This is a genomic window from Methanosarcina sp. WH1, from assembly GCF_000970005.1.
GTDB lineage: Archaea > Halobacteriota > Methanosarcinia > Methanosarcinales > Methanosarcinaceae > Methanosarcina.
In genome coordinates, this window is sequence record NZ_CP009504.1 from 2,765,370 (window position 1) to 2,787,185 (window position 21,816).

At 44.0% G+C, this 21,816-nt stretch carries 15 protein-coding genes and 2 pseudogenes; 5 read left to right on the plus strand and 12 right to left on the minus strand.

Annotation, left to right across the window (positions count from 1 at the left end; genetic code table 11):
- The first annotated feature begins 84 nt into the window (after positions 1–84).
- Positions 85–732: a histidinol phosphate phosphatase domain-containing protein gene (locus MSWH1_RS12090; RefSeq protein ID WP_048128858.1), complete on the plus strand. Its 648-nt coding sequence runs from the start codon at positions 85–87 to the stop codon at positions 730–732.
- A gap of 15 nt (positions 733–747) precedes the next feature.
- Here the strand turns inward: MSWH1_RS12090 and MSWH1_RS12095 are convergent, their stop codons facing one another.
- The 4 genes from MSWH1_RS12095 to MSWH1_RS12110 all read right to left on the minus strand — a co-directional run bounded on the left by MSWH1_RS12095 (position 748) and on the right by MSWH1_RS12110 (position 7,242).
- Positions 748–1,017, minus strand: a complete 270-nt coding sequence (locus tag MSWH1_RS12095) for a hypothetical protein (RefSeq protein WP_048128860.1) — start codon at positions 1,015–1,017, stop codon at positions 748–750.
- 859 nt (positions 1,018–1,876) lie between these two features.
- Positions 1,877–3,811, minus strand: coding sequence for a hypothetical protein (locus tag MSWH1_RS12100; protein ID WP_048128863.1), 1,935 nt, complete (start codon positions 3,809–3,811; stop codon positions 1,877–1,879).
- 12 nt (positions 3,812–3,823) lie between these two features.
- Complete coding sequence (locus MSWH1_RS12105; RefSeq protein WP_231591769.1) at positions 3,824–6,598, minus strand: type II/IV secretion system ATPase subunit; 2,775 nt, start codon at positions 6,596–6,598, stop codon at positions 3,824–3,826.
- A gap of 425 nt (positions 6,599–7,023) precedes the next feature.
- Complete coding sequence (locus MSWH1_RS12110) at positions 7,024–7,242, minus strand: KilA-N domain-containing protein (RefSeq protein WP_048128865.1); 219 nt, start codon at positions 7,240–7,242, stop codon at positions 7,024–7,026.
- Between the two features lie 773 nt (positions 7,243–8,015).
- Here MSWH1_RS12110 and MSWH1_RS20260 point away from each other — a divergent pair.
- Positions 8,016–8,201: pseudogene (locus MSWH1_RS20260) on the plus strand (nucleotidyltransferase family protein); the annotation flags it as partial.
- Between the two features lie 102 nt (positions 8,202–8,303).
- Here MSWH1_RS20260 and MSWH1_RS19230 read toward each other — a convergent pair.
- From MSWH1_RS19230 to MSWH1_RS12130, 6 genes and pseudogenes are all read right to left on the minus strand, one after another.
- Complete coding sequence (locus MSWH1_RS19230; protein WP_052722748.1) at positions 8,304–8,615, minus strand: DeoR family transcriptional regulator; 312 nt, start codon at positions 8,613–8,615, stop codon at positions 8,304–8,306.
- A gap of 120 nt (positions 8,616–8,735) precedes the next feature.
- A pseudogene (locus MSWH1_RS20900) lies at positions 8,736–8,789 on the minus strand (Fic family protein); the annotation flags it as partial.
- Between the two features lie 12 nt (positions 8,790–8,801).
- Complete coding sequence (gene iscB, locus MSWH1_RS12120) at positions 8,802–10,091, minus strand: RNA-guided endonuclease IscB (RefSeq protein WP_048128867.1); 1,290 nt, start codon at positions 10,089–10,091, stop codon at positions 8,802–8,804.
- 317 nt (positions 10,092–10,408) lie between these two features.
- A complete protein-coding gene (locus MSWH1_RS17605; RefSeq protein WP_052723171.1) occupies positions 10,409–10,597 on the minus strand; it encodes a hypothetical protein in 189 nt (62 codons plus the stop codon).
- Positions 10,598–10,984: a Fic family protein gene (locus MSWH1_RS12125; protein WP_052722746.1), complete on the minus strand. Its 387-nt coding sequence runs from the start codon at positions 10,982–10,984 to the stop codon at positions 10,598–10,600.
- A gap of 169 nt (positions 10,985–11,153) precedes the next feature.
- On the minus strand, positions 11,154–12,332 hold the full coding sequence (locus MSWH1_RS12130) for a DUF2117 family protein (protein ID WP_197074593.1): 1,179 nt from the start codon (positions 12,330–12,332) through the stop codon (positions 11,154–11,156).
- 193 nt (positions 12,333–12,525) lie between these two features.
- Here MSWH1_RS12130 and MSWH1_RS12135 point away from each other — a divergent pair, with 193 nt between their 5' ends.
- Positions 12,526–13,218, plus strand: coding sequence for a metal-dependent hydrolase (locus MSWH1_RS12135; protein WP_048128869.1), 693 nt, complete (start codon positions 12,526–12,528; stop codon positions 13,216–13,218).
- 614 nt (positions 13,219–13,832) lie between these two features.
- Here MSWH1_RS12135 and cooS read toward each other — a convergent pair.
- Both cooS and MSWH1_RS12145 read right to left on the minus strand, forming a co-directional pair.
- Positions 13,833–15,734 carry an anaerobic carbon-monoxide dehydrogenase catalytic subunit gene (gene cooS, locus MSWH1_RS12140; protein WP_048128871.1) on the minus strand — a complete coding sequence of 634 codons (1,902 nt, stop codon included), beginning with the start codon at positions 15,732–15,734 and terminating at the stop codon, positions 13,833–13,835.
- Positions 15,735–16,525: 791 nt separating this feature from the next.
- Positions 16,526–18,286 carry a hypothetical protein gene (locus MSWH1_RS12145; protein ID WP_231585469.1) on the minus strand — a complete coding sequence of 587 codons (1,761 nt, stop codon included), beginning with the start codon at positions 18,284–18,286 and terminating at the stop codon, positions 16,526–16,528.
- A gap of 329 nt (positions 18,287–18,615) precedes the next feature.
- Here MSWH1_RS12145 and larA (MSWH1_RS12150) point away from each other — a divergent pair, with 329 nt between their 5' ends.
- Positions 18,616–19,878 carry a nickel-dependent lactate racemase gene (gene larA / locus MSWH1_RS12150; protein ID WP_048128875.1) on the plus strand — a complete coding sequence of 421 codons (1,263 nt, stop codon included), beginning with the start codon at positions 18,616–18,618 and terminating at the stop codon, positions 19,876–19,878.
- Positions 19,879–19,993: 115 nt separating this feature from the next.
- The gene (gene larA, locus MSWH1_RS12155) at positions 19,994–21,241 is read left to right on the plus strand and encodes a nickel-dependent lactate racemase (protein ID WP_048130510.1); all 1,248 of its coding nucleotides are present in this window, start codon (positions 19,994–19,996) and stop codon (positions 21,239–21,241) included.
- The last annotated feature ends 575 nt before the right edge of the window (positions 21,242–21,816 follow it).

The window sequence follows — 21,816 nt, forward strand, 5'->3', positions numbered from 1 at the left end:
TCTCATGAGAAAAGTATATATCTGCAAGGGAAAATCTATATGTCAGTGGAAAAAGTCTAAGTTTTTTTAAACACGGTGATCCGGTTGATTGATCTTCATACTCACACAATTTTCAGCGACGGGGAGTTGCTCCCCAGCGAACTTGTCAGGCGGGCTGTTATTCACGGCTACGAGGCTATTGCAATTACCGACCATGCAGACTATACAAACCTCGAACAGCTTCTTGATGCTGCAAAGAAAGCAAAGTACCTGGAAAATGAATGGGATATCCGTGTCCTGTCCGGAGTCGAGCTGACGCATGTCCCTCCAAGGAAGATTGCTCCCATGGCAAAAAAAGCAAAAGAACTGGGCGCAGAAATCGTAGTCGTGCATGGGGAAACAATTGCCGAACCGGTTGCCTCCGGGACAAATGCAGCTTCAGTTGCCTGTGAGTATGTGGATATCCTGGCTCACCCCGGCCTGATCTCTGAAGATGACGTCCGGACTGCGGCAGAGAATAATGTATTTCTTGAGATCACTGCAAGGAACGGGCACAACAGGACTAACGGTCACGTTGCAAGGCTTGCTCTCGAAATCGGGGCAACGCTTGTGTTGAACACCGATACCCATGCCCCCGAGAACCTGATCACCGATGAAACCGCCCTGAAAATTGCAATGGGAGCCGGGCTTACCGAGTCCAGGGCAAAAGAAATGTTTAAAGCGTCAAAAAAGAAGGTAGCAGAGATTGTTTAATTGCTAACGCTTATATCACTTCCTTGTTACTTTAACTATACAATATTCTTCAGCGCCTTCTGGAAGATTATTCATCCCTGGCCAATGGCGAACGGTAGCTGTTTCAAGATAATTTTCGAACTCTTCTTGAGCACTTTCGTTTGCCAGCACAGCGATTATTTTAAACTCCTCACCCACACTTTCTTCAGTACCTATAGTGACGGGAACTGTAAAATCTGATATGTCCTTTTGAATACGAACTTCCTTCATTGGGTGATAATTATACGCTTCGTAAGGAAAAACCACTATCTTCCTTCTTGTTTTTTCAGCTACTTCCTGATTATTCCAGCTTATTTCCCATCCATTTTCCAGCCTATTTTACTCAATCTCACCATCTCGCTGGAAACAACCCCTGAAGAAGCAGTCGATACCACAAAGATAAGAATTGTAATCGTAAGCATGCAGGAGAGGTCGTATTTCAGTTCCGTGATGTGACTTCTGTTATGATGTGACTTCTGTTATTATCTCAACTGAAATTTCGGGAAATGAGTGCTGGTAGTTATCAATGAAGGCAAAAAGTTGAAAATTGTAGGGTATTTCAAGAACACATGTTTGAGTAACCAGGAAGGTTTTCAGAAAAAACGATAGTATGAACAATTATGATTATGAGATAGCATGAACAAGTATGATAATTGAAAGGGCATATGTGAAAAGTGAGATTTCGGCCAAATGTCCAATTGTAAATAATATCATTTTTTCTTTTTGCTATAATAGAAAATAAAGATAATTACAATTAAGAAAATTATGAATGTTGCAATAATTAATTCTTCAGGTATCATTTGGATAGCATGACTTGTACTAGAACCATAACTTGAAAAACCATTGTTCATGCTCTTAATCTGTTAATAAATATTAAATGCTTTTCTAGATTTGTATATTTCTAAAATTTTAAGAGATTTTCAGAATAACTGACCTGAATGTCATGGATGCTATTCTAGCAGCGCTCAATGGAACGCCGCTATTATCATGAGAATTGCAGCATTTTGCTGAAAAAAATACTTTTTTTATCAGTGGCTGAATAATTACCTTATTCGTTATCTTTTCAGCTACTTCCTGATTATTCCAGCTTATATCCCATCCATTTTCCAGCCTATTTTACTCAATCTCACACCAGCCCACTGAAAACAACCCTTGAAGCAGCAGCTGAGACCGCAAAGATCAGTACTGTAATCGGAAGCATACAGGCGAGGTCGTATTTCAGCTGTGCCCTATCCCCTCCATATTCTATGGCTCCTGCAAAGCGCGTGAGGATGGCACTGATAAGGACAACGTAAACCCCTATTGCAAGCAGAAACTGGTCCGGAGGAATGGACTGGGAAAAACTTTCGGGACTGATTTCTACAGGCATTCCGGAAAGGTCTGCGGGTACCCTGCTTACCCTTTCAGCTACCTGGTTCAGGATTTTTGTAATAACTTCTGAGAGGGCAAGGGTGATTCCTGCGATAAGAGGGGCAAAGATTGCAGCAGTAGAACGCATTGTTGAAGTAACGTCGTAGAGGGAACTCTTTATGCGCTCTTCGACTGCACTGAGCTCTTTTAAGTGGTCTGCAAGCTTGATTATCGAAGCTCCTGCAGCTTCGTGGTTTTTATGGACGCTTTCCGTAAAGAGGAGCATTGTGTTTCGGATTCTTTCCGAATACACATGCCTGAAAGCCCCGAATTCTTCATCAAAAATCGCATCTTTGAGGTTCGTCCTCATGCTGACCAGGTTCATGGAAATTTCCTCAAAGGCTTCCCCGATTTTTGAGCCATCCATTGTTCTGGCTGTGTGGGCAAAGGCTTCTTCCGGGGCTTTTCCTTCCGAAATCCTTCTACCGAGCACAAAAAGAGAATCTGCAAATTCCTGCTCCATCTGCTTTATCCTGTCTCTTATTTTCTTATACGGGATGGATGAGAAATACAGGTAGATTGAGAGCCCTGCAGTGCTTCCCACAACTAAAGGAAGAGCAGGGAGGAGATAGCCCCCAAGAGGAGTTGTAGACACTATTCCTCCCGGATTTCCGGCCGCGAGCAGAAGATATCCCAGAGGAGCTGTCAGGACGCAGACCAGGGCTCCGGAGAGTATGGCAAACCGCTTTTTTTGTATGATGCCCGAAAGGTCGGGATGGGAATCCGGGATCTGTCTGGGAATAAAGGCAACAGGCCTCTGCATCAGGATATATTCTGAGTAGACTGCTGCAAGAACAGGAAATACAAAATCGTAAAGGAGGACAAGGTCCGTAATCTCGGGTTTCATCCCTACAACCGTGACCGCAGGCAGGAGAGCTACCAGAGCAAGCGGGATCAGGATGAATATTGAATAGAGCACGTAACTCGGGGTCTTCAGCTTTGCCGCAAAAGCCTCCATCAGAGTTTCAGTGCCTTCAAGGCTGATGTCGAGCGCGCGGTTCAGAGTAATTACCCTCTGGGCTTCATCGGGCTCGGCAGTTGAGCTTTTGATCAGGTGCAGGGAACGTTTGAAATATTCGCTGTTCCTGCCCCACAGGTCGGCAAAAGAAAGGAGAGCATCGTCCATGCTGCTGTAGAACCTCAAATTCAGGTCCCAGGTCAGTTTTTTTAAGTCCGTGGCAAGCGGCCTCTCTGAGTTTCGGGCTGCAAAAAGTACGGCATGTTCAAGATTCGGAACCAGCTTCATTGACATAATGATATAGCTCAGGATTTCCGGAATATCTCCAAGGGAGGAAATTTTCATAAAACCTGCCTTTATTTTCACATACTCGCTCAGGTAGCAGAGGACTATCAGCGGAATTATGAAGGTCAGGGTTCCTATAATGAAAAGAGTCCTGGGCTCAAAACTTCTGGAAAAAAGAAGAAAAAGGTCTATTACGAGCAGTAAAATTAAGGTTGCAAACGTCCCCACGTAAGAAAATAACACCGTCTCGAAGGCTTCGAGGTCAAAACCGGTAAACCGAAGTGCGTCTCTGTACTCAGGACTCACACTTTTTTCACATTTCCGGCTGAAGGCAGGGTCAGGGACAGCCCATCCCCACTGATTTGCTGTGGTCTTGCAGGCTCTTACGTACCAGCTGCTTTCTTCCATGCTCCTGACCCCTCAGGCAGTTATTTTTATTTCTGGCAGCTGTATTTCTTCTGCGAGTCGTTTTTCTTCTGCGAGTCGTTTTTCTTCTGCGAGTCGTTTTCCTGTTCTCTGTTTTCCTGTTTCGGTCCGTACCCAGGAAAAACTTTCAAACCAGGTTTCCCATTGCCTGTAAAGCTCTTCAAAATCGGCTCCTGAGATAGATTCGGGACCAGTTTCAAAGCCAGCTCTGTTACCTGCCTTGATGGAATCCAAAAGCAGCCAGAACATATTGTTTGCCTCGCTTACGGCTTCAGCTTCGAGCAGGAACGGCCTGCGATCCCCTTCAGCTGCAATCCTTTCTTTTATCCTTGTCCTGAGTTCGATATTTTTCAGGGCACCGTCGATGGAAATTCCCCATTTCCGGGCAATCTTTCCTATAAGTTCGGACTGCCCCTGTTCGAGCACCTCTCCTGCAAGCAGGCAGTCCCGAGAGGCATCATAATGCATGATATCGGTAAAGATCTCGGAAGGTTCGGGGTCTTCTATCGATGTACCGGTTACCTCTGCAATCCTGCTCACCCGCTTTAACTTTTTCATGCTCCCTCCGGGCCTGATGCCTGAGCATATTATCACTGCGTCGGTCGCTTTGAAAGAAGCAGGAGGGACTCCAAGGGTGTGTACGACCCTTTCGTATACATTTTCAACGGATGAGCCGTGGATGGTCCCTATAACGGAGTTTCCGGCATTCCCTACCTGCATGGCTTCGTAGAGTACTTTCACCTCTGGCCCCCTTACCTCTCCCAGCACCAGAGAAGAACTTCCAAGCCGAAGAGCAGCCCGAAGTGCGGTTTCAGGGCTCATTTCCGCTCCGGACTTCAGAACCGAAGAGTGGGAACTCATCCCCTGCACTTTCCAGCCCAGGTCCTGGAGCTGTTCTGTCGGGAGCTCGTGGGTGTCTTCGATTGTCAGGATCCTATATTTCTGCGGGATTTCAAGTAGCATTGCCGTCATAAGAGATGTCTTCCCGGCTCCCACCTCTCCCGCAACAAGGACCGAAGCCTGCCCGTCCATGAGGAAACTCAAAAACCCTGCTGCAAAAGGAGAAATAGAGCCTGTATTGATTAGTTTCGGCAGGGTCCAGGGTGTCAGGGAGTGTTTTCGGAAAGCGTATGCAAGCCCGTTTGCACTTAGTGGATCTCCTATTACGGATACCCTTACCCCGAAAGCTTCAAGGTTGAGTTCAAGCACGGGAACAGCTTCTCCAAATGGTCTGCCGCTAATGGTCCTGAACCTTGAGACCAGGGCGTCAAGGTCGTCCTGCGAAAGAAAGACGTTGCTTGTACATTCCTCCCCTTCCATCACAACGTGCACGGGGTTTGTATCCGCAGGGGCATTAATGTACACATCCGTTATCCTCGCATCGGAAAGGAGGTCTTCTACGATCCCGAGCCCGTTCGTATACCTTGCAAGGAGGTCGGCATAGCTTTCAAGCTCACCCGGGCTGCAGGCTTTCCCGCTTTCGAGAAGTTCTTCCCCCAGCAGGCCTTTTGCTATGCGTTTGAAGTACTCCCTGGCTCCTTTCGGGTCTGCAAAGGCGAGGTCCTTTGGTCTGTGCCGGATCATTTTTCTCCTTATTTTCTCAAGGAGCCTGAGTTCCTCCTGCCTGAGATTATACTCGGGAGGCCGGATCATGTAAAGTCTTTCCGGCCTGTCTGTGTAGCGGTAAATGGTGACCTCAAGGTTTCTTCCTTCTCTGCCGTTTATGTCATAGCATTCGAGAAATTCAGTATTTTCAGGAGCTTCTGTGTAAATTCGCGAACTGGAAAAAGACGGCCTGACATGAGATTTGATCCTGCTTTCGTAATCGAAAAAATAATCATCTGGCTTTTTGTTCTCCTTTATTTCTTTTTCTTGTCTCTGATTCTCCTTTCTTTCGTTTTTCTGTCTATTATTCTCCTGTTTTTTTCCAGCCCCGGAAAGTGAGAGCGAAACATTTCTGGATAAAGAAGCAGGAGTTATTTCTCCCGGAGTATATTTTATAAGGGTCTTGATTTTCTTTCCTGATTTTCTACCAATTGTTGTCCTTACCTTTTTCTCTGATTTTCCTTCGAAACTTTTTCCGTTTTCCTTTCTACTTTCTAACCAGCCCGCTGCCGGACAGTAACCCGATATTCTGGTAACCGGGATTTCAGAAAAACAGGATATTTGTTCTTCAATTTCATTCAGGATGCTGTAGAAACACTCCGAACACTCAAGACAAATTGAAGTTGTTTCCGGAACTCTGCCAGCCTTTTTTTTGTGGATAAGCTCTCCTAGCTCCAGCCGGGCTTTTAAGGGATCGGTTCCCACGGTTTCGGAAAGAGAAGCAATTATCTCTTTTCGCTCAAGGCTGCACACCTTTTTTTCGGGACGGGCACATGCTTCAGGCACAACTTCAATGCTCCTGTAAGCAGCAACGGTTCCTTTGAAACCTGCCAAATCGTAAAGCAAGGAGAGGGATTTTCCTTCGTAATCCCGTTCATAGAGCCTTGAGAGTACAAGACAATCGGCATGAACCTCCCTCCGGAGGATGCCGAAGATATTTTCCCTGCACCGCGGATCATTAAGGGAAGACCCGGCTTCGCATTCCTTGCAGTTGATTACAATTGTTTTTCGGTTTTTCGTCTGCTTTATCCTGTGCGGACAGGTTTCCTCTTTCTCTTTATTTTTACCATGAAACAGGCTCTGATTAAGGCTGTTAACAGCATCCTGCAGGCTGCTGGCAGCATCCTGAAGTTTTAGCATTATGTCCAGAATTTGAACCCCCATTTCTCCGGATTACTTTGGAATTTATCTTCTAATGTATTAAACTTTATCTATCAAAGGACCTTGGCGTCTTTTTAGAGTGAAGTTCACTAATTTCTACAAAAACACTTCCAGTTAAACACACACCCATGCTTTATTATTCACGTGCAAAAGACGCGAGTATACAATAAATGGACATTCAACTTCTCTACCTGCTTGAGAAATACTTCCCTTACCCGGGAAGCCTGATTTTTATCTACAATTAATAGAACGCCTCCGCCAGTTTGTCTGGGAACACCGTCCAAAAAGAGCTATAAATATATAAAAGAGATAAAAAAATAATTTAAAATGTTCACAGGTGGGACTGTAAAAATGATATTAGAAACAAAATTTCAAGGAAATTGTACCAATAAATCCAGTTCTCATGGCTGACCGGCAACTGATTCAATTTATCCCTGTAGAAAATCCGGGTTATTGAGCTGTTCCCACATGCCCAGGAATTCCACAGTATTTCGGTTTCTGATCCAGTTGCGGATGAGGTCATCGGTATGATAGGGGTTCTTGTACCGGGCGATATCTGTCAGGCAAATGTAGTCCGCATTTTCCTGGGAAACGATGGATATAGCAGTCCCTCGAACTTCAATGCTGGTCCTTTTGGCCTTTTTCATGATATTCCCCTCTTTATGGAGTCTCTTGTTTCTGCAATTTCTGCATGAATCATATCAACAAAAAAATTTACCAGCTCCTGTTAACGTGCCTTGATGGCTGCAAATGAAGAATAGATCCGCTTTTATCATGTTATTCATTTTCTTGTTATAGTAACTACCTAATAAATACAGTCTAAATTAATTAATGTGTTCATTACACTAAGAAGTTACGATTTGCAGATGGTTTTGTTGCTCATTCTAAAGTTTCAGGTGTACTTTTCTTACTCCGGGAAGCCGGATTTTTATCCACAATTAATAGAGCGCCTCCGCCAGCTTGTCTGGCGGCTCGTCAAAAGAAAGAACTAAAAGTGAAAACAAGACTTGAAAACGAGTGCTGTTAATGTTTATTTAATTCTGTTTTGCGCTTATACATACCGATTTTTTATATCACTTTTACTTTCTGGTTTTTATTTTTGGTCTTTTTCCTTTTCTCTTCTTCTTTCTCTTTTTTGTTTGAAAAGCCGCTCTCCTGCGTCGAGCGTGACAAAAACGACGAGAGACAGCGAATGACGTTGTATGGGTCGAGAGATCTATAAATTAGTCTGCTTGAGCGAGCGAAGTTCACTGCTAAAATCCTATGAAGTAGTCCTCTTGAGCGCAGCGAAAAGGACCACGTACTCCCGAGGCGCAATTCGGGCAAGGCGCAATTCGGGCGAGGCGCAATTCGGGCGAGGCGCAATTCGGGTGGGTCAACTAAAGTATCTGTTTTTGGGTCTTAAGTTAGGAGAGGAGAGAATCCAGAAAGCGACATTGACGTCCTGGGTGAGTTTACCGAACGGGAAAGCCTGCTCACCCTGGTAAACATAGAACTGGAGCTTTCTGACTACCTGGGCATAAAAGTCGATTTGCTTACTGAGAAATCGATAAGTACTTACCTGATTGATGAAATTAAAAAAGAATCCAGAGTGATCTCTGAATGAATAGGTTAGGTGTAACTGCTAGAAAATATAAAGGTTGCGCAAATATTATAGCTTTTGAATAGCTTTTGAATAGCTTTTGAATAGCTTTTGAATAGCCCCCGATCAGAAATTGAGCACGTAAATTACCTGCTGGCCTATTTTCCCATTTTGTTTCAGGAGTTTTTTGTCAAGCATATCCTGGATGTCACGATTTGCAGTGGGTTGACTGACATCACAGATTTCCTGATACTCATTGCTTGTGATCTTACCATTTTCTTTTAAATATTCAATCGCTTTTATCTGCCGGCTGCTCAATCCTATCTGTCCGAATTTATCTTTCATCGAACGGTCGCTGCTCAGCTTCAGGACCGTTTTTTCGACTCTTGAGATTTCCACGGCAATGCCGAAAAGGAAATATTCGAGCCATTCGGTCAAATCCCTGTCCCCGGCATCCGCACTTGAAAGGGCGGAGTAATAAGAGTGGCGTTCTTTGTTGTAGTGCTCCTCAAGAGCGAAAAACCGTTTGGTGTCAAAGCCTCTCTTTGTCAGGACCAGGGTGGCAAAGGCTCTGGCAGTTCTCCCGTTTCCGTCAACGAAGGGGTGGATTCTGGCAAGTTCATCTTACCTCAGCAGGAGACCCCCTTCCTCGACATTTCCGGCTTGCCGGAAATGGCAGGTGGGGGAGGAATGCGTCATCTGTACCATCTGAACTAATGTTGTACTCCTCGCACTCAGTCTCCTGCATTTTTTCTTAACATTAACACTATCTGAAATTTTGTTTCCGAATATATCTGAGATTGAAAAATACCCGGATGACCGTTTGCCACGAATGAACACGGTCCCGTTTTCCGTTTTTACAATATCAAATTTCCTGAGCCCAAACAGCTTTCCGGTAGGTATTTTCTTCTCTGATCTCTTCCCTCTCCGCTGCTGATAATCTCCCGCAGGAACGTTTCTTTTTAGAAAAACCGAATCTTCTACCTCTACTTTCTGATCGTCCCTGCAACAGATAGCAACAGCATCAAAGTAATGTGTTTTTAACAGCTTCAAGACCTGCTCTCTCCTGTACTTTGTTTCGTACCCGAAAGTCTCTGCAAAACTCCAGCCGGATTTCCGGATTTGGGATTTGAGGATCCCGATTTCAGTTGCATGTTTTGTTTTTGACTTTTTCCCTGAAAGCTTGAATTCTCCATTGTGCAGGGCTTTGTGACAGGTTTCACAAAGCGTAATCAGGTTTTCCGGAGCATCTGATCCCTTCTGTGACCTGAAAACAATGTGATGGCAATGTAGCCGGGAATCCTTTGACTTTCCCCTGCAATGCTGGCAGGTGTAGCCGTCCCGGTCCAGAACGTAAGCTTTGACATTGTAGAAGCCTTTAAGGTCCCCTTCCTGATACCCAACCCCGGAAACCTCCGGATTTGTTATTTTGTGAATATCAAAGGAAGCAAGCTCTACCTTCCACCCGGTTACAGGAAGCAGGGATTCCACAAACCTTTTTTCCCGGAAATGAGACTCAAGTTTGCTTTTGATGGAAGGAGCTAATCTCCCTTCTCTCCTTGAATTTTTCCGGTTATCAAATCTTGCAGGTCTATACCTTGTTTTTCTACCTCTTCTGGTTCTCCGGTACATCTTTCGTTGTTCCATCTTTTTCGAAACGTTTTCTCTCAGGTAGATTTCGGACTGATACAACACTTTTCCGTTAGCAATGGCTGCACAGCCCACTACCTTAGAGCCGGTATCCATCCCTGCAGTTACAGGTTGAGTATACCCACTGCTTCCGAAAAGTAACTTGATGGTGAATGGAGTATTTCGGACCACTTTTGCCTTGCCTGCTTGCAGTAGCTTTCTGGCTTTTGAAGGTTTACAGGGCATTAGTGGTTTTTTGTTTTGATTGATTACGAAAACTAACATATAGTTTTCCTCCGAAGAGTTATGCGTATCTGAATTGTGGACTCCAACTTCGTGAAGTTGGAGTGTTACAGCGTAGCTGGAACCAGTCAATTCCGGAATCCGTCTTCCTCTCGATCTGATATGGAAAGGTTTAACGATGCAAGCACTGTCCCTACCTCTCAGGACTGTTTAACCGGCATCCTTAGAGCCTTAAACTGAGGCGGCATTCAAGGGTAACTATTTCTTTCCTATCGTTTACCGATTTTCCATTGCTCCTTATCGGTGATCTGGTCAACCAGGGCTTGTTAGACAAGCCCCTTCCTCAAAAACCTGAGCCGTTAGGTGAAGGTTTTAGGGAGGGGTAATTGACGGTGAGCAACTCCTGCCTGCACGGCGGGCATGAGGTCAAGGGCATCTTCGCTGTTAAGCCACTCGACAAGGGCTTTTGCCAGGACAGGGACTTCAACAGGTCCCGGAGGGGTGTAGGTGACTTTCCCGGTATTAGGGTCTCCGACAACGACCCGCACTTACCGGTAGTTTCCAGCAGAATTATCAGGAAGGATACTTTTTGCCGTAAGCCTGTGGATTTCCAGGAGAAACTCTTCGGTTATGGGTCCGTTTTCAGGTAAGGAATCGATATATTTCAGTACATCTACATAATTCCGGACTTCCTTTTTGTCCTTTTCGTGGGCAAGGACTTCTTTTCCCTCTATAATAAGCTCAACTTCCTCAAGAGTCAGGGGGTTTCCCTCGATACTTGTTGTGTGGTGGGTCTGCTTTATCAGGGCTTCTCGCTGGAGCTGTTTTTCCCATGCCGGAATCAGAGGGCTGTTTATGATGACTTCCCGGGCAGCCTGGATCCTTGCAAGCAGGCGCACGATTTTGTTTGTGTACTTGAAATTTGGCTGAAACATCCATTTATCCGCCTTTCCATCCTATTAAAAGAGTTGCTCCTTTTGTTATTAACTTAGCGGGAATTTGTTTCCGCACCCATTGTGGATATTTCCATAAAATTGCTGCAAAAGATGAAACTCAATCCGATACCTGGAAACCGTGAGTTCCTTTTTAAGGGACGTCGCTATTTTAGTATTCAAAAACAGCCTCAATCGACGACTCTGCCAGTTTCAGCACATCTTCTTTAAAGGCTAGCAGATTCTCAAAAACAGCTGAATCTTGTCCTTTCAGGAGTTCCTGCTTAATCCTCTTGCCCATGATATCATCGCTTCCCTCTATAAGCCTGAGAACAACCGAGCCGGGAAAGATTTTAGTCTCACAGGTAACATTATCGCAGTCTCCGTCTGTGATTCCAATTATCGGGATTCCAAGCCTGAAGAGGATGTCTCCTGCTATGGCTGTGGTGTCGTCTCCAACTGTAACTGCAAGTTCAGCCCCGGAAGCCAGTTCATAGGAATTTTCGGCGGCGTGGTCTATAAGCACAACTTTTCCTGTCCCTGTTCCTGCCCCTGTTCGGGAAATAGGACCTGATTTTCGGGCACTGGAATTTTCTTTTTCGGCTTCCGGGAGTAAGGGATTGCTTCTCCGGATCTCTCCGCTTTTCACCCAGGCTCCGGCAAGGTCAACAGGGTCCCTTTTTTTATAATTATGGAGCTTTTCGAGCCCATGTTCCTTTATTTCTCCGCCTTCGATTGCGGTAATAAACCCGCTTTCGGAGACTATGCTTATTTTGGAAGACAGGGCTTTTCCGATTACGAACCCGTTTACAAAGATATTTTCTCCGGGAAATACACCTGAAAGCTCGCGGATAATCCGGGTTTTGCCGGTTTTCTGGCAGTTTTCCAGAAAAACCGAATCTTGAAAAGGCAGAGGGCTTTCGGCAGGAAGTCCAAATACTTCAGAGAGTTTTTCAATGTAGTTGCCGGCTTTTTTATTAAGGGGGATCAATTTCCCACCGGTGCAACCCGGGCTTTCTATCTGGATCAGGGGTTTCTTCTCAGGGTCCTTCAGGCGAGAGGTAACCTTTGCTCCAAAAATCATGCCGGTTTCGGGCGTTTTTCCCCTGTTCAGGAGACAAACAAGGTCTGAGGTTTCAAAAAAAGATTCAATGCAGGCGCTCGGCTTCAGGTGCTGGCTTATGTCTATAACATTTTCAAGCCCTGCATCAAGGACAGCTGTCTTTCCCATGGTCCCGCCAAGCTGTGCCTCTACTTCACCTATGCAGGAAAGCTTTTCCAGAACTAACTCTGCTTTTCCCGAATCGATTACTTCAGGACCATGGATTACAAGGCCAATCTTTATTTTCATTTGATTACATTCAAGCATTATCATTTGATGAATATTTAAAAGAATATATTATATTATCCTGTATTCATCTCTTTGTGTTCTCCTGATACCCGCCTGAATAATGTATTGTATACTAATTATCCGGTTATTATCGAAAATTACATTACGCATTGTCACATTCTGACAAAAACATAAGTGGACACGAGGCAGAGAAATGGCTGATATAAAGATTACATGGCTTGGGCATGCTGCTTTTTTGCTCGAAGCCGAAAAGAAATTACTGATCGACCCTTTTATTTCCGGAAACCCGAAAGCTCCATGCAGCCCTGAGGATCTGGACCCCGATATTATAGCCGTTACCCACGGCCACAGCGACCATCTGGGAGATACCATCGAGATTGGAGCCCGGACTGGCTGCCGGATCATATCGATCCATGAGGTTGCAAACTATATCAAGTCAAAAGGAGTCTTTGCCGAAGGCATGAATAAAGGGGGCACAATGGAAGTAGAAGGTATGACCCTTACCATGACTCATGCGCTTCATTCCTCCTCAATTGACGCTTCAGGCTTCAGTTTCGACGGAGGCAGCCCTGCAGGGTTTGTGATAGGTATTGGCGGGCATTCCTTTTATCATGCCGGAGATACGAGTGTTTTCGGGGACATGCAACTTATCGGAGAACTCTACGAACCTGAAATCGCCTTTTTGCCTATCGGAGACAAGTTCACCATGGGTATAAAAGAAGCCGTAAAAGCCGTGGAACTCATCCAGCCCAAAATCGTTGTTCCAATGCACTACAACACCTTTGATGTCATCAAGCAGGACTCTGAAAAGTTCAAAAGAGCCGTGGAGACAAAAGTTAATACGAAAGTAATTATCATGGAACCCGGGGAATCGATAGAGCTTTGAATACAGTATTTTCATACAAAAAACGCATTGTATCGGCACACAACAGTTTATAAAAATCTTAGATGTTAAAAATAAATAAACGTCCGATATAAATTTAAATTTAAGGAATAAAACAGAATCATGAAGCCCATTTATACATTAAAAAATGTATCCTTCTGTCAAAGTAGGAATTTATAGTAAATTTCGATTGGTCCGAATGATGCCGAAAACCATTAGGTCCAATTGGAAAATATACGCACGTTATTTTGCCACGAGTCCTTAGTGGCGGGGTGAATGCCATCAACATCCCCTATTTTCGCGATCTTTTAACCTCTAAATACTATTCTGTCCTATACTATGTACTGAATTCCTAAGCGGTAACCAGGTCAGGGAAATCAGAACCAATTTGATCTTTCTTCACCTCTGGAACAGAGGGTAAAGCCGATGGACTTATGAACGGTAGTTCGAGGTATGAAGCAAGAAGCCCGTTACTTCAGGGATGGGTAGTTCACCATAACTTGAAAATAGAGAGTAAAAGAGGTCGGGGTAAATCTTAATTTTTTAGACCTCTTCTTTTAAGGGTTTTCTTTTCAGACCGTTTTTTTTCAGGACTTCAATTTTTCAGATCCTGATTCTCAAATTCCAAGCTTCTTTCTCTTTTCCATGATATGCTGTTCTATCCCATCAACTGCTTTCACAGCATCTGTTTCCACGTTCATGATCCCACCGGTAACTTCCCGGCAGTCCTCGGTCAGCAGTTTGACAAGGTTTGGGCCTCCTGTGATGGTCGGAACAGGGTTTACATATGTGTAGAGCCCGAGGGCCAGGGCAAAGATGGCGTCGATTGTGGCTTTCTGCTCCATGTATTCGGGGGCTGCGGCAGCAACAGGAAGATCAGGGACAGGAGCTCCAAGGGCTCCGGAGATGGCTCCCAGGAGATCGGCAAGCCTGCCTGTGTCGGTGCAGGTCCCATAGCTGAGTACCGGAGGAACCCCGAGGGCTTCACATACCACCTTTAAGCTGTCCCCGGCAAATTCCCTTGCTTCGGGGGAGCAGAGGCCTGCAACCTGCATGGCCCCGTTCCCGCAGCCCATGGAAAGGACCAGGATGTTCCTCTTGATCAACTCTTTTACCACTGCAACGCTGTGCACGTCCTGCCCGGTATCCCTTAATGTAGTGCAGGAGACCATTCCGACCACTCCTTTGATTGCGCCGCTTTTTATGGCATCAAGGAGAGGGTCGAGGGTGCCTCCGAGGGCGTCAAGGATGCTTTCGGTTGAAAAGCCGACAACTGCCTCTTTCATCGGGAGTTTCAGACCGGGTCTAACCGATCCTTTCCGGGTTTTGAAGTTTTCAATTGCCATATCCAGGAGTATTGCTGCCTGCTTATCGGCTTCTACCGGGTTGTAGTTCAGGCGCTCGGTAATACCTTCAAAGGCCACGAGTCCGCTTACGGGCATGAGTTTGAACCCGTATTTCGCGGCGTAAAGGGGGGCTACCGGAAGCGAGCAGTTCATGTCTGCGGCAAAAAGGTCCACAGTCCCGCTTGCGAACACCGCTTCCTGGGAAATCCAGTTTCCGGTAAAACCGTAGAAAACATCGTCTTCCTCCCACCTCTGGATCATTTCCTGCCCAGTTTCTATGCTGGCAATTATCCTCAAGCCCTTTGCTCCTGCTGCTTTTGCTTTCTCCTGCCACTCGGGTTTTCTGGCAAGCTGAACCATGGCAAAGCCGATGAAAGGTTCGTGCCCATTCGGAAGCACGTTCACATACTCAGGTTCAAGGACCCCGAGGTCAACCCTCGTCATGTGAGGCCTTGGGATACCGAAAAGGATGTCCTGGCAGTACTCATTTACTATCTGGCTCTGGTATGCCATCGCAACTCCCAGGCGCATGGCTTTTAAGGCAAGGCTCACGTAGTACCCATCCACGTTTGTCAGGCAGGAACTTGTTGAATACATCATCTCCCCATAGATTCCACCTGGGAACATGTCCAGCTCTTCCCACCTTTTCTTTCTTTCAGGAGGGGAAAGAAGCTCCACAATCTGGCTCTGTTCGTAAGCAGGCCTGTTAAAGTCCTTTTCTACAAATTCGCACAGGCGAAGGGCAACTTCTGAGTCCGTCCCTCCGGTTTCCAACCCCAGCCTGCCTGCAAATGTCCTCAACTTTTCAGGTTCACTTATTTTGTAAGGGGTGTTGCCCTTTGCGGTTTCCCGAAGTGTCCGGATGGTCTGGTCCGTATGATATTGATAAGTCGAAGCCCCCAGTACGTTTCTGAGCAGCATCATCCGCATTACCATCCCGTCGGCAGTGATCCCGCATACCCCTCTCTTGTCCTTTGAAGCATCCGAACGACAGGGACCATTGGAACACAGGTCACAACGTGCTCCTGCCATACAGAAATTACATCTCCGGTCCGGAACTCCACCTATTCCCTGAGCCTCATAGCGGTCCCAGACATTTGTCATATTATCTTCCTTTATCCGTTCATACATCTTTTGAACGGACTCGTGATAGGAAATTCTTTCTTTGTCCATGGTTATTACTCCCCACTTAACTGCCGTTCCCTTCCCCTTCTTACCTCACAGATCAGGAAGCCCCTTCCAGGCATTACATTGCAGGAATATTTTCTTATTAAGTAAATTTTAGTATGAAGTAAATATACATCAGTAAGCCTGTTTGCAGTTATCAGTATATCTGCGCAGGAGATATTTACAATTTATTAAAACACGATGGTTTTTCCCACATTCGGCAGTATTTTTTCAAAAATCAATATGTTCTCTGATAGCATTTTTGAAACAAATCAAATTAATTTGGACTTTTAATGGAACTTGGTGAAAATTGAATGATATCGTTTTTTGTCTCTATTGATACACCATTTTTGTCTCTATTGATACACCATTTTTGTCTCTATTGATACACCATTTTTGTCTCTATTGATACACCATATAGCTGCTTTACCTCCTGCATAAAAGTCCAATAAATCCACGTTTTATTGAAAATTGATAACAGGAAAAAATTGTGAATATGCAAAAATTTACTGCGGAAAGTGAGGGTTTTTGAGAAGTACATGGGTTGTTTTAATTAGAAAGGTGTTGACTTTTATAATTATAAATGTGTTGACTGTTTTATGACATTATACTAAATTTAAGAAAAACATACCGAAAAAAAGCTAATCTGGAATGTATACAAAAAAAAGTTACCCATGAAGGTACATAACAAAAAAAGCTAACAACGGAAGGCACAGACATACACGAAAATGTTGTACATTCGTCCGTTTTTGTGTCTTCCGTGGTTGTGGAATTTATACCTGACTCAAAGGGATCCATTATTTAGAACTGTTCAAATTTATCGTATAAGTATGGTTGTCCTCAACCCGGAAAGTAATTGATTTATCCTGTTCCGTTTCATAATCAAGATACTTTTCAAGGGTAGTGTCGTAGACCTGTATGTCGTTTCCTGCAGTTATGTTTACATTTACAAGAGCGCTGTCACCGTTTGTATGTGCGTCGAATGCGAGCAGTTTCTCATTGTATTGCAGATTTTCAAAGCTTGCGTCATATGTATTGCGGCTTATCTGATTGTATTCATAAAATGATACTATGGTCATGTTGTTTGTATAATAGTTATCCACCCAGTCCCGGAACTTTGAACGGCTTATTGAGTATTTTATTGCAGGTTCCAGGTCAAGTTGATGTGTGAATACCGGATAGGACATGCCTGCTTTTGATGCTGGTTCCCACCATTCCCATGTATCGTCGTACAGGTTTCCTACATCCCTTTCTGCGTGAATTAATGCATCTCCATTTCTCCAGATCATGCCAAAGTTTTCATACGCATAAATTGCGTGTGTAAGGTTATCATGGTTTCTCAGGCAGCAACAACTTGTTGGTTTTCTACCGATTTTCTCATACACGTACTGGTATTCCTCATCCATGACACTGTATGCTTCTTCAAGTGGAAGGCTGCTTAACTCCTTTGTATAGTGTATGCCAACTTCCCAGGAATCGTTAACAACCAGACTGTGCAGGTAATTAATGTGTTTTTCGTTGGATTTTTCAAGCAGTCCCTTATCAAACCACATCGTACCTCTATACCCTTTAGTCTTCAGGTAATCAATTCCTTCTTCGGTTCTATTCACCGGTCCATCAAGTCCGAACGGGATTATCCTGCTATCCCCGATTGCAGTTATGAGTTTTCTATCCGCTGTCTGGTTTATACTGTATATATTAGCGTCAAGGTAAGTTCCTTCTCCAAGGATAAAAACTGTGAATTTGATATAGCCGTTTGAAAAATCGAGATAAGGTAGTTTTTGCCGATCTAAATTATAGAATGGGGTAACTATGGAACTGCCATCCTGTGCGTAAATTGTGTTTGTTTTATTATAACCGTCAAATATTATATTGAAATTTGCTTTTTCTGATGCATTACCAAGAATAACTTTTTCGTATTTTGTCTCTCCGGAAGAGTCTCTATAATAACTTTTAAGTAGAGTCTGCCCTTCACTCTCCTGAATTATCATTCTTGAGCCCGGACTATTCAATTCTACAAAGCTCTGCGGGTCATCCGCATTTATGTCCATTGAGATTCCATAGGCGCATTTAACCATTGGTGTAAGGCTGCATATGTACAGAGCTCCTGTATGCCTTGGTTCCTCAAGATAATGAATTATAGGGACAGAAGTACATTTACAAAAAGTAAAAATATCCAGGTTACTCTTAAAATTCCCCAAGTATTCATTGATTCCAAAACAAGAAATAATATCCATACTTGGAAGTAAACTGCATGGGATTAGAGGAGAGTCTCTTATATTCGTATACTCCAGCCCTTTTGAAGTGTTATTGAAAAATACTTTCGATTCCTGGGTTGCATATATACTTGAATATAGTTTATCGTAAGGCTTTTCTTTCTGACTCCTTGCGATAAAAACATTAGCTGGAAGATAATTTGTTTCAGAGTAGTTCTGTGAAAACAGGATGATACTGCCCTGGTTAATATTCTCAACCGTTTTTGAGTTCTCTGTATCCGGGGATGCATATGCACCTCCAATCCACAGGTAACTTGATATAAGCAGAATCAGTATAAACATTTTTATACTACTTAAATTTTTCACTAAATCACCAAAGTTAATTTATAATTATCCCTACACTCATCTGGAACTTTTATAGCTTTTGATTAACAGGCTTCTGAAAGATCTTCCACTAGCTCTTCACTTATCTTTTTTAAAAAACATATTTAGAATGTGTGGGTCTTGCTGATGTATGGAAATTCTTTCATTATCCAAAATATCTCTATATTTCCAAATAACAGTTTGAATTTGAGATTTAAAGCGCAGATTTAAATTATATTTAAAACATAACTTCACTATTGTTTACCTATACAATTTTATATTATCAATACGAACTCACCGGCATGAACATGATGACAAATATAAAAAAGATTCCACTCGCTTTTGGAAGCGGGATTTTTGAGCTGGATATCCCTGAAAAAAACATTTCCAGCATAATTATTCCTTCGGAACCTGAAAAAAAGGAGGATGGGGCTTTTTTAATTAGAAAAGCGCTCGAAAATCCCATACAAAGCAAGAGACCTTCCGAAATTGTGAACCCGGAAACCAGAATTGCAATTATTGTAAGCGATCTCACGAGACCCACTCCCACCGCAAAAATTCTTCCTCCTCTGCTCGAAGAGCTTTATTCAGGAGGAGCAAGGGATGAGAACATCACAATTATCTTTGCTCTCGGGCTTCACCGTCAGCAGACAGAAGAAGAATGCAGAAAGCTTCTGGGCGATGAAATATCCAAAAGTATCAGGGTTGTCCAGCACGACAGGAGAAGATGCAGGCATATAGGGGAGACGAGTTTTGGGACCCCGGTAGAGGTCTTTGAAGAAGTTCTGGACGCAGACCTAATTATCGGCACCGGGACGGTAGAATTTCATTATTATGCGGGCTATGGGGGGGGAGGAAAGACTGTCCTTCCGGGAGTCAGTTCGGAAAAAGCTATACTTTCATTCCACAGCCACTATACCAAATTCTTTGAAGGTGAACCTCTTTCGGGTAGAGTTGACAGCCCTGCGAGGAAGGATATCGAAGAAGCCGCCGGAATTACAGGCCTCAACTTTATCCTGAACGTGGTAATCAACAGCAGAAAAGAAATTGTTGCTGCCGTTGCCGGGGATTTTGTCCAGGCTCACAGGAAAGGAGCAAGGTATGTAGATGCTATGTACAAAGTGCAGGTAGAGCCTGCAGATGTGGTTATCGTTTCCTGCGGGGGCTATCCTAAGGATATCAATCTCTACCAGGCAACAAAGGCTCTGGAAAATGCCATCCCTGCCGTAAAAGCAGGGGGATCAATAGTACTCGTGGCCGAATGCGCAGAAGGAATCGGGAACCAGGTCTATGAGTGCTGGAACAGGGAGTGTAGGAGTCCGGATGACGCTATAGAACGCTTCAAACAATTCTTCGAGTTTGGGGGACATAAAAGCGCAATAGTTGCAAAAGTCGCAAAGCATTTCAAGCTCTATATTGTTTCAAAACTTTCCGACGAGGAAAGCAGAAATGCGTTTTTCATCCCCGCAAAAAGTGTACAGGAAGCCTTTGAAACGATTCTTGCCGAAAACCCTGAGGCAAAAGTTCATATAATGCCTGAGGGAGGTTGGACTCTGCCTGTCCGGAAATAAGAGCTCAGACAAGTAAAGCCATTAAAAGCTCAGTTTTAATTTTGACATAGATTGTTTACCTATAATAATTTATAGCATCAATACGAAATCACCGGCCATGAACCTGATGATAAATATGAAAAAGATTCCCCTTGCTTTTGGAAGTGGGACATCTGAGCTGGATATCCCTGAAAAGAATCTTTCCAGTATAATCATGCCCTCAGAACCTGATAAAAGGGAAAGTGGGCCTTTTCTAATCAAAAAGGCGCTTGAAAACCCCATAAAAAGCAGGCGCCTTTCCGAGATTGTAAACTCGAACTCCAGGATTGTAATCATTGTAAGTGATATCACCCGTCCCACTCCCACTGAACAGATCCTTCCTCCTCTCTTTGAAGAGCTTTATTCAGGGGGAGCAAGGGATGAGAACATCACAATTATCTTTGCTCTCGGGCTTCACCGCCAGCAGACCGAAGAGGAGTCTAAAAAACTGGTTGGAGAGGAGATGTACAAAAAAATCCGCTGTATCCAGCATGATACTGGCAGATGTAAACGGATAGGTGTAACTTCTCGCGGGACCCCGGTTGAGATCTTTGAAGAAGTTCTGAACGCCGATGTGGTTGTGGGGACAGGGGGAATTGAGTTCCACTACTATGCAGGGTACAGCGGCGGGGCAAAATCCGTACTTCCCGGCGTAAGCTCTGAGGAGGCTGTGCTTACCAACCACAAAATGATGATCGAAGAAAAAGCGGTTTCCGGAAGGGTGGACAGTCCTGTCAGGCAGGATATGGAAGAAGCCGCAAAGATCTTCGGCCTTAGATTTATTCTTAACGTTGTGCTTGACAGCAAAAAAGGAATAGTTGCTGCCGTTGCCGGGGATTTTGTTGAGGCTCACAGGAAGGGAGTAGAGATTGTGGACACTATGTATAAAGTGCCCGTAGAACCTGCAGATGCTGTAATCGTTTCCTGTGGAGGCTATCCTAAGGACATCAACCTTTATCAGGCAAGCAAATCGCTGGATAACGCAACCCAGGCTGTAAAAGACGGCGGTTCGATCATCCTTGTAGCGGAATGCGCCGAAGGGATAGGAAACCAGATATATGAGTGCTGGAACAGGGAGTGCAAAACTCCGGAAGATGCAATAGAGCGTTTCAAGCACTGCTTCGAGTTTGGGGGGCACAAAAGTGCAATCGTTGCAAAAGCTGCACAGAAATTTAAGCTTTACCTTGTCTCGAAGCTTCCGGAAGATAACGCCAGAACCGCATTCTTCACTCCTATGGCAAATGTGCAGGAAGCCCTGTCTGCAATCCTTTCAGAAAATCCTGATGCAAAGGTTCACCTGATGCCTCATGGAGGACAGACCCTACCTGTCAGAAAAGAAAATTGATGGATCCTAAAGAGGATCTTACCTTCAAAAGGTCTATCGAAACAAGATCTTTTTTATTTTTTTTAATTTTCTCTATTTTCCTTCTTTTTTAGGATCTCTTCATTCTTTTTTAGGATCCCTTCATTCTTTTTTAGGATCTCTTCATTCTTTTTTAGGATCTCTTCATTCTTTTTTAGGATCTCTTCATTCTTTTTTAGGATCTCTTCATTCTTTTTTAGGATCCCTTCATTCTTTTTTAGGATCTCTTCATTTTACTATCCTTTTATACACTACCAGGCTTACTGGACAAACTCGATGTCATTGAATGCTTCGAACAGCCAGGCAAATCGCTTAGAGTGGGCGAGATGCTGGAAAAACAAGAACAGATGTACCATGATCTGGGAGTGAACCCGCCTACATTGTTATGAGTAGGCAGGAATCCAGGTTACATAGAATATATAATAAATATTTATAAATTGATAGGACTTATCAAGCCCGATTGAACCAAAAAAGAAAGGAAATATTCAGTACCAATTAGTGGGTACTGTCAAACTGAGGATAGATAATTGTTACTTATTACTATCAGAAATTGTCGG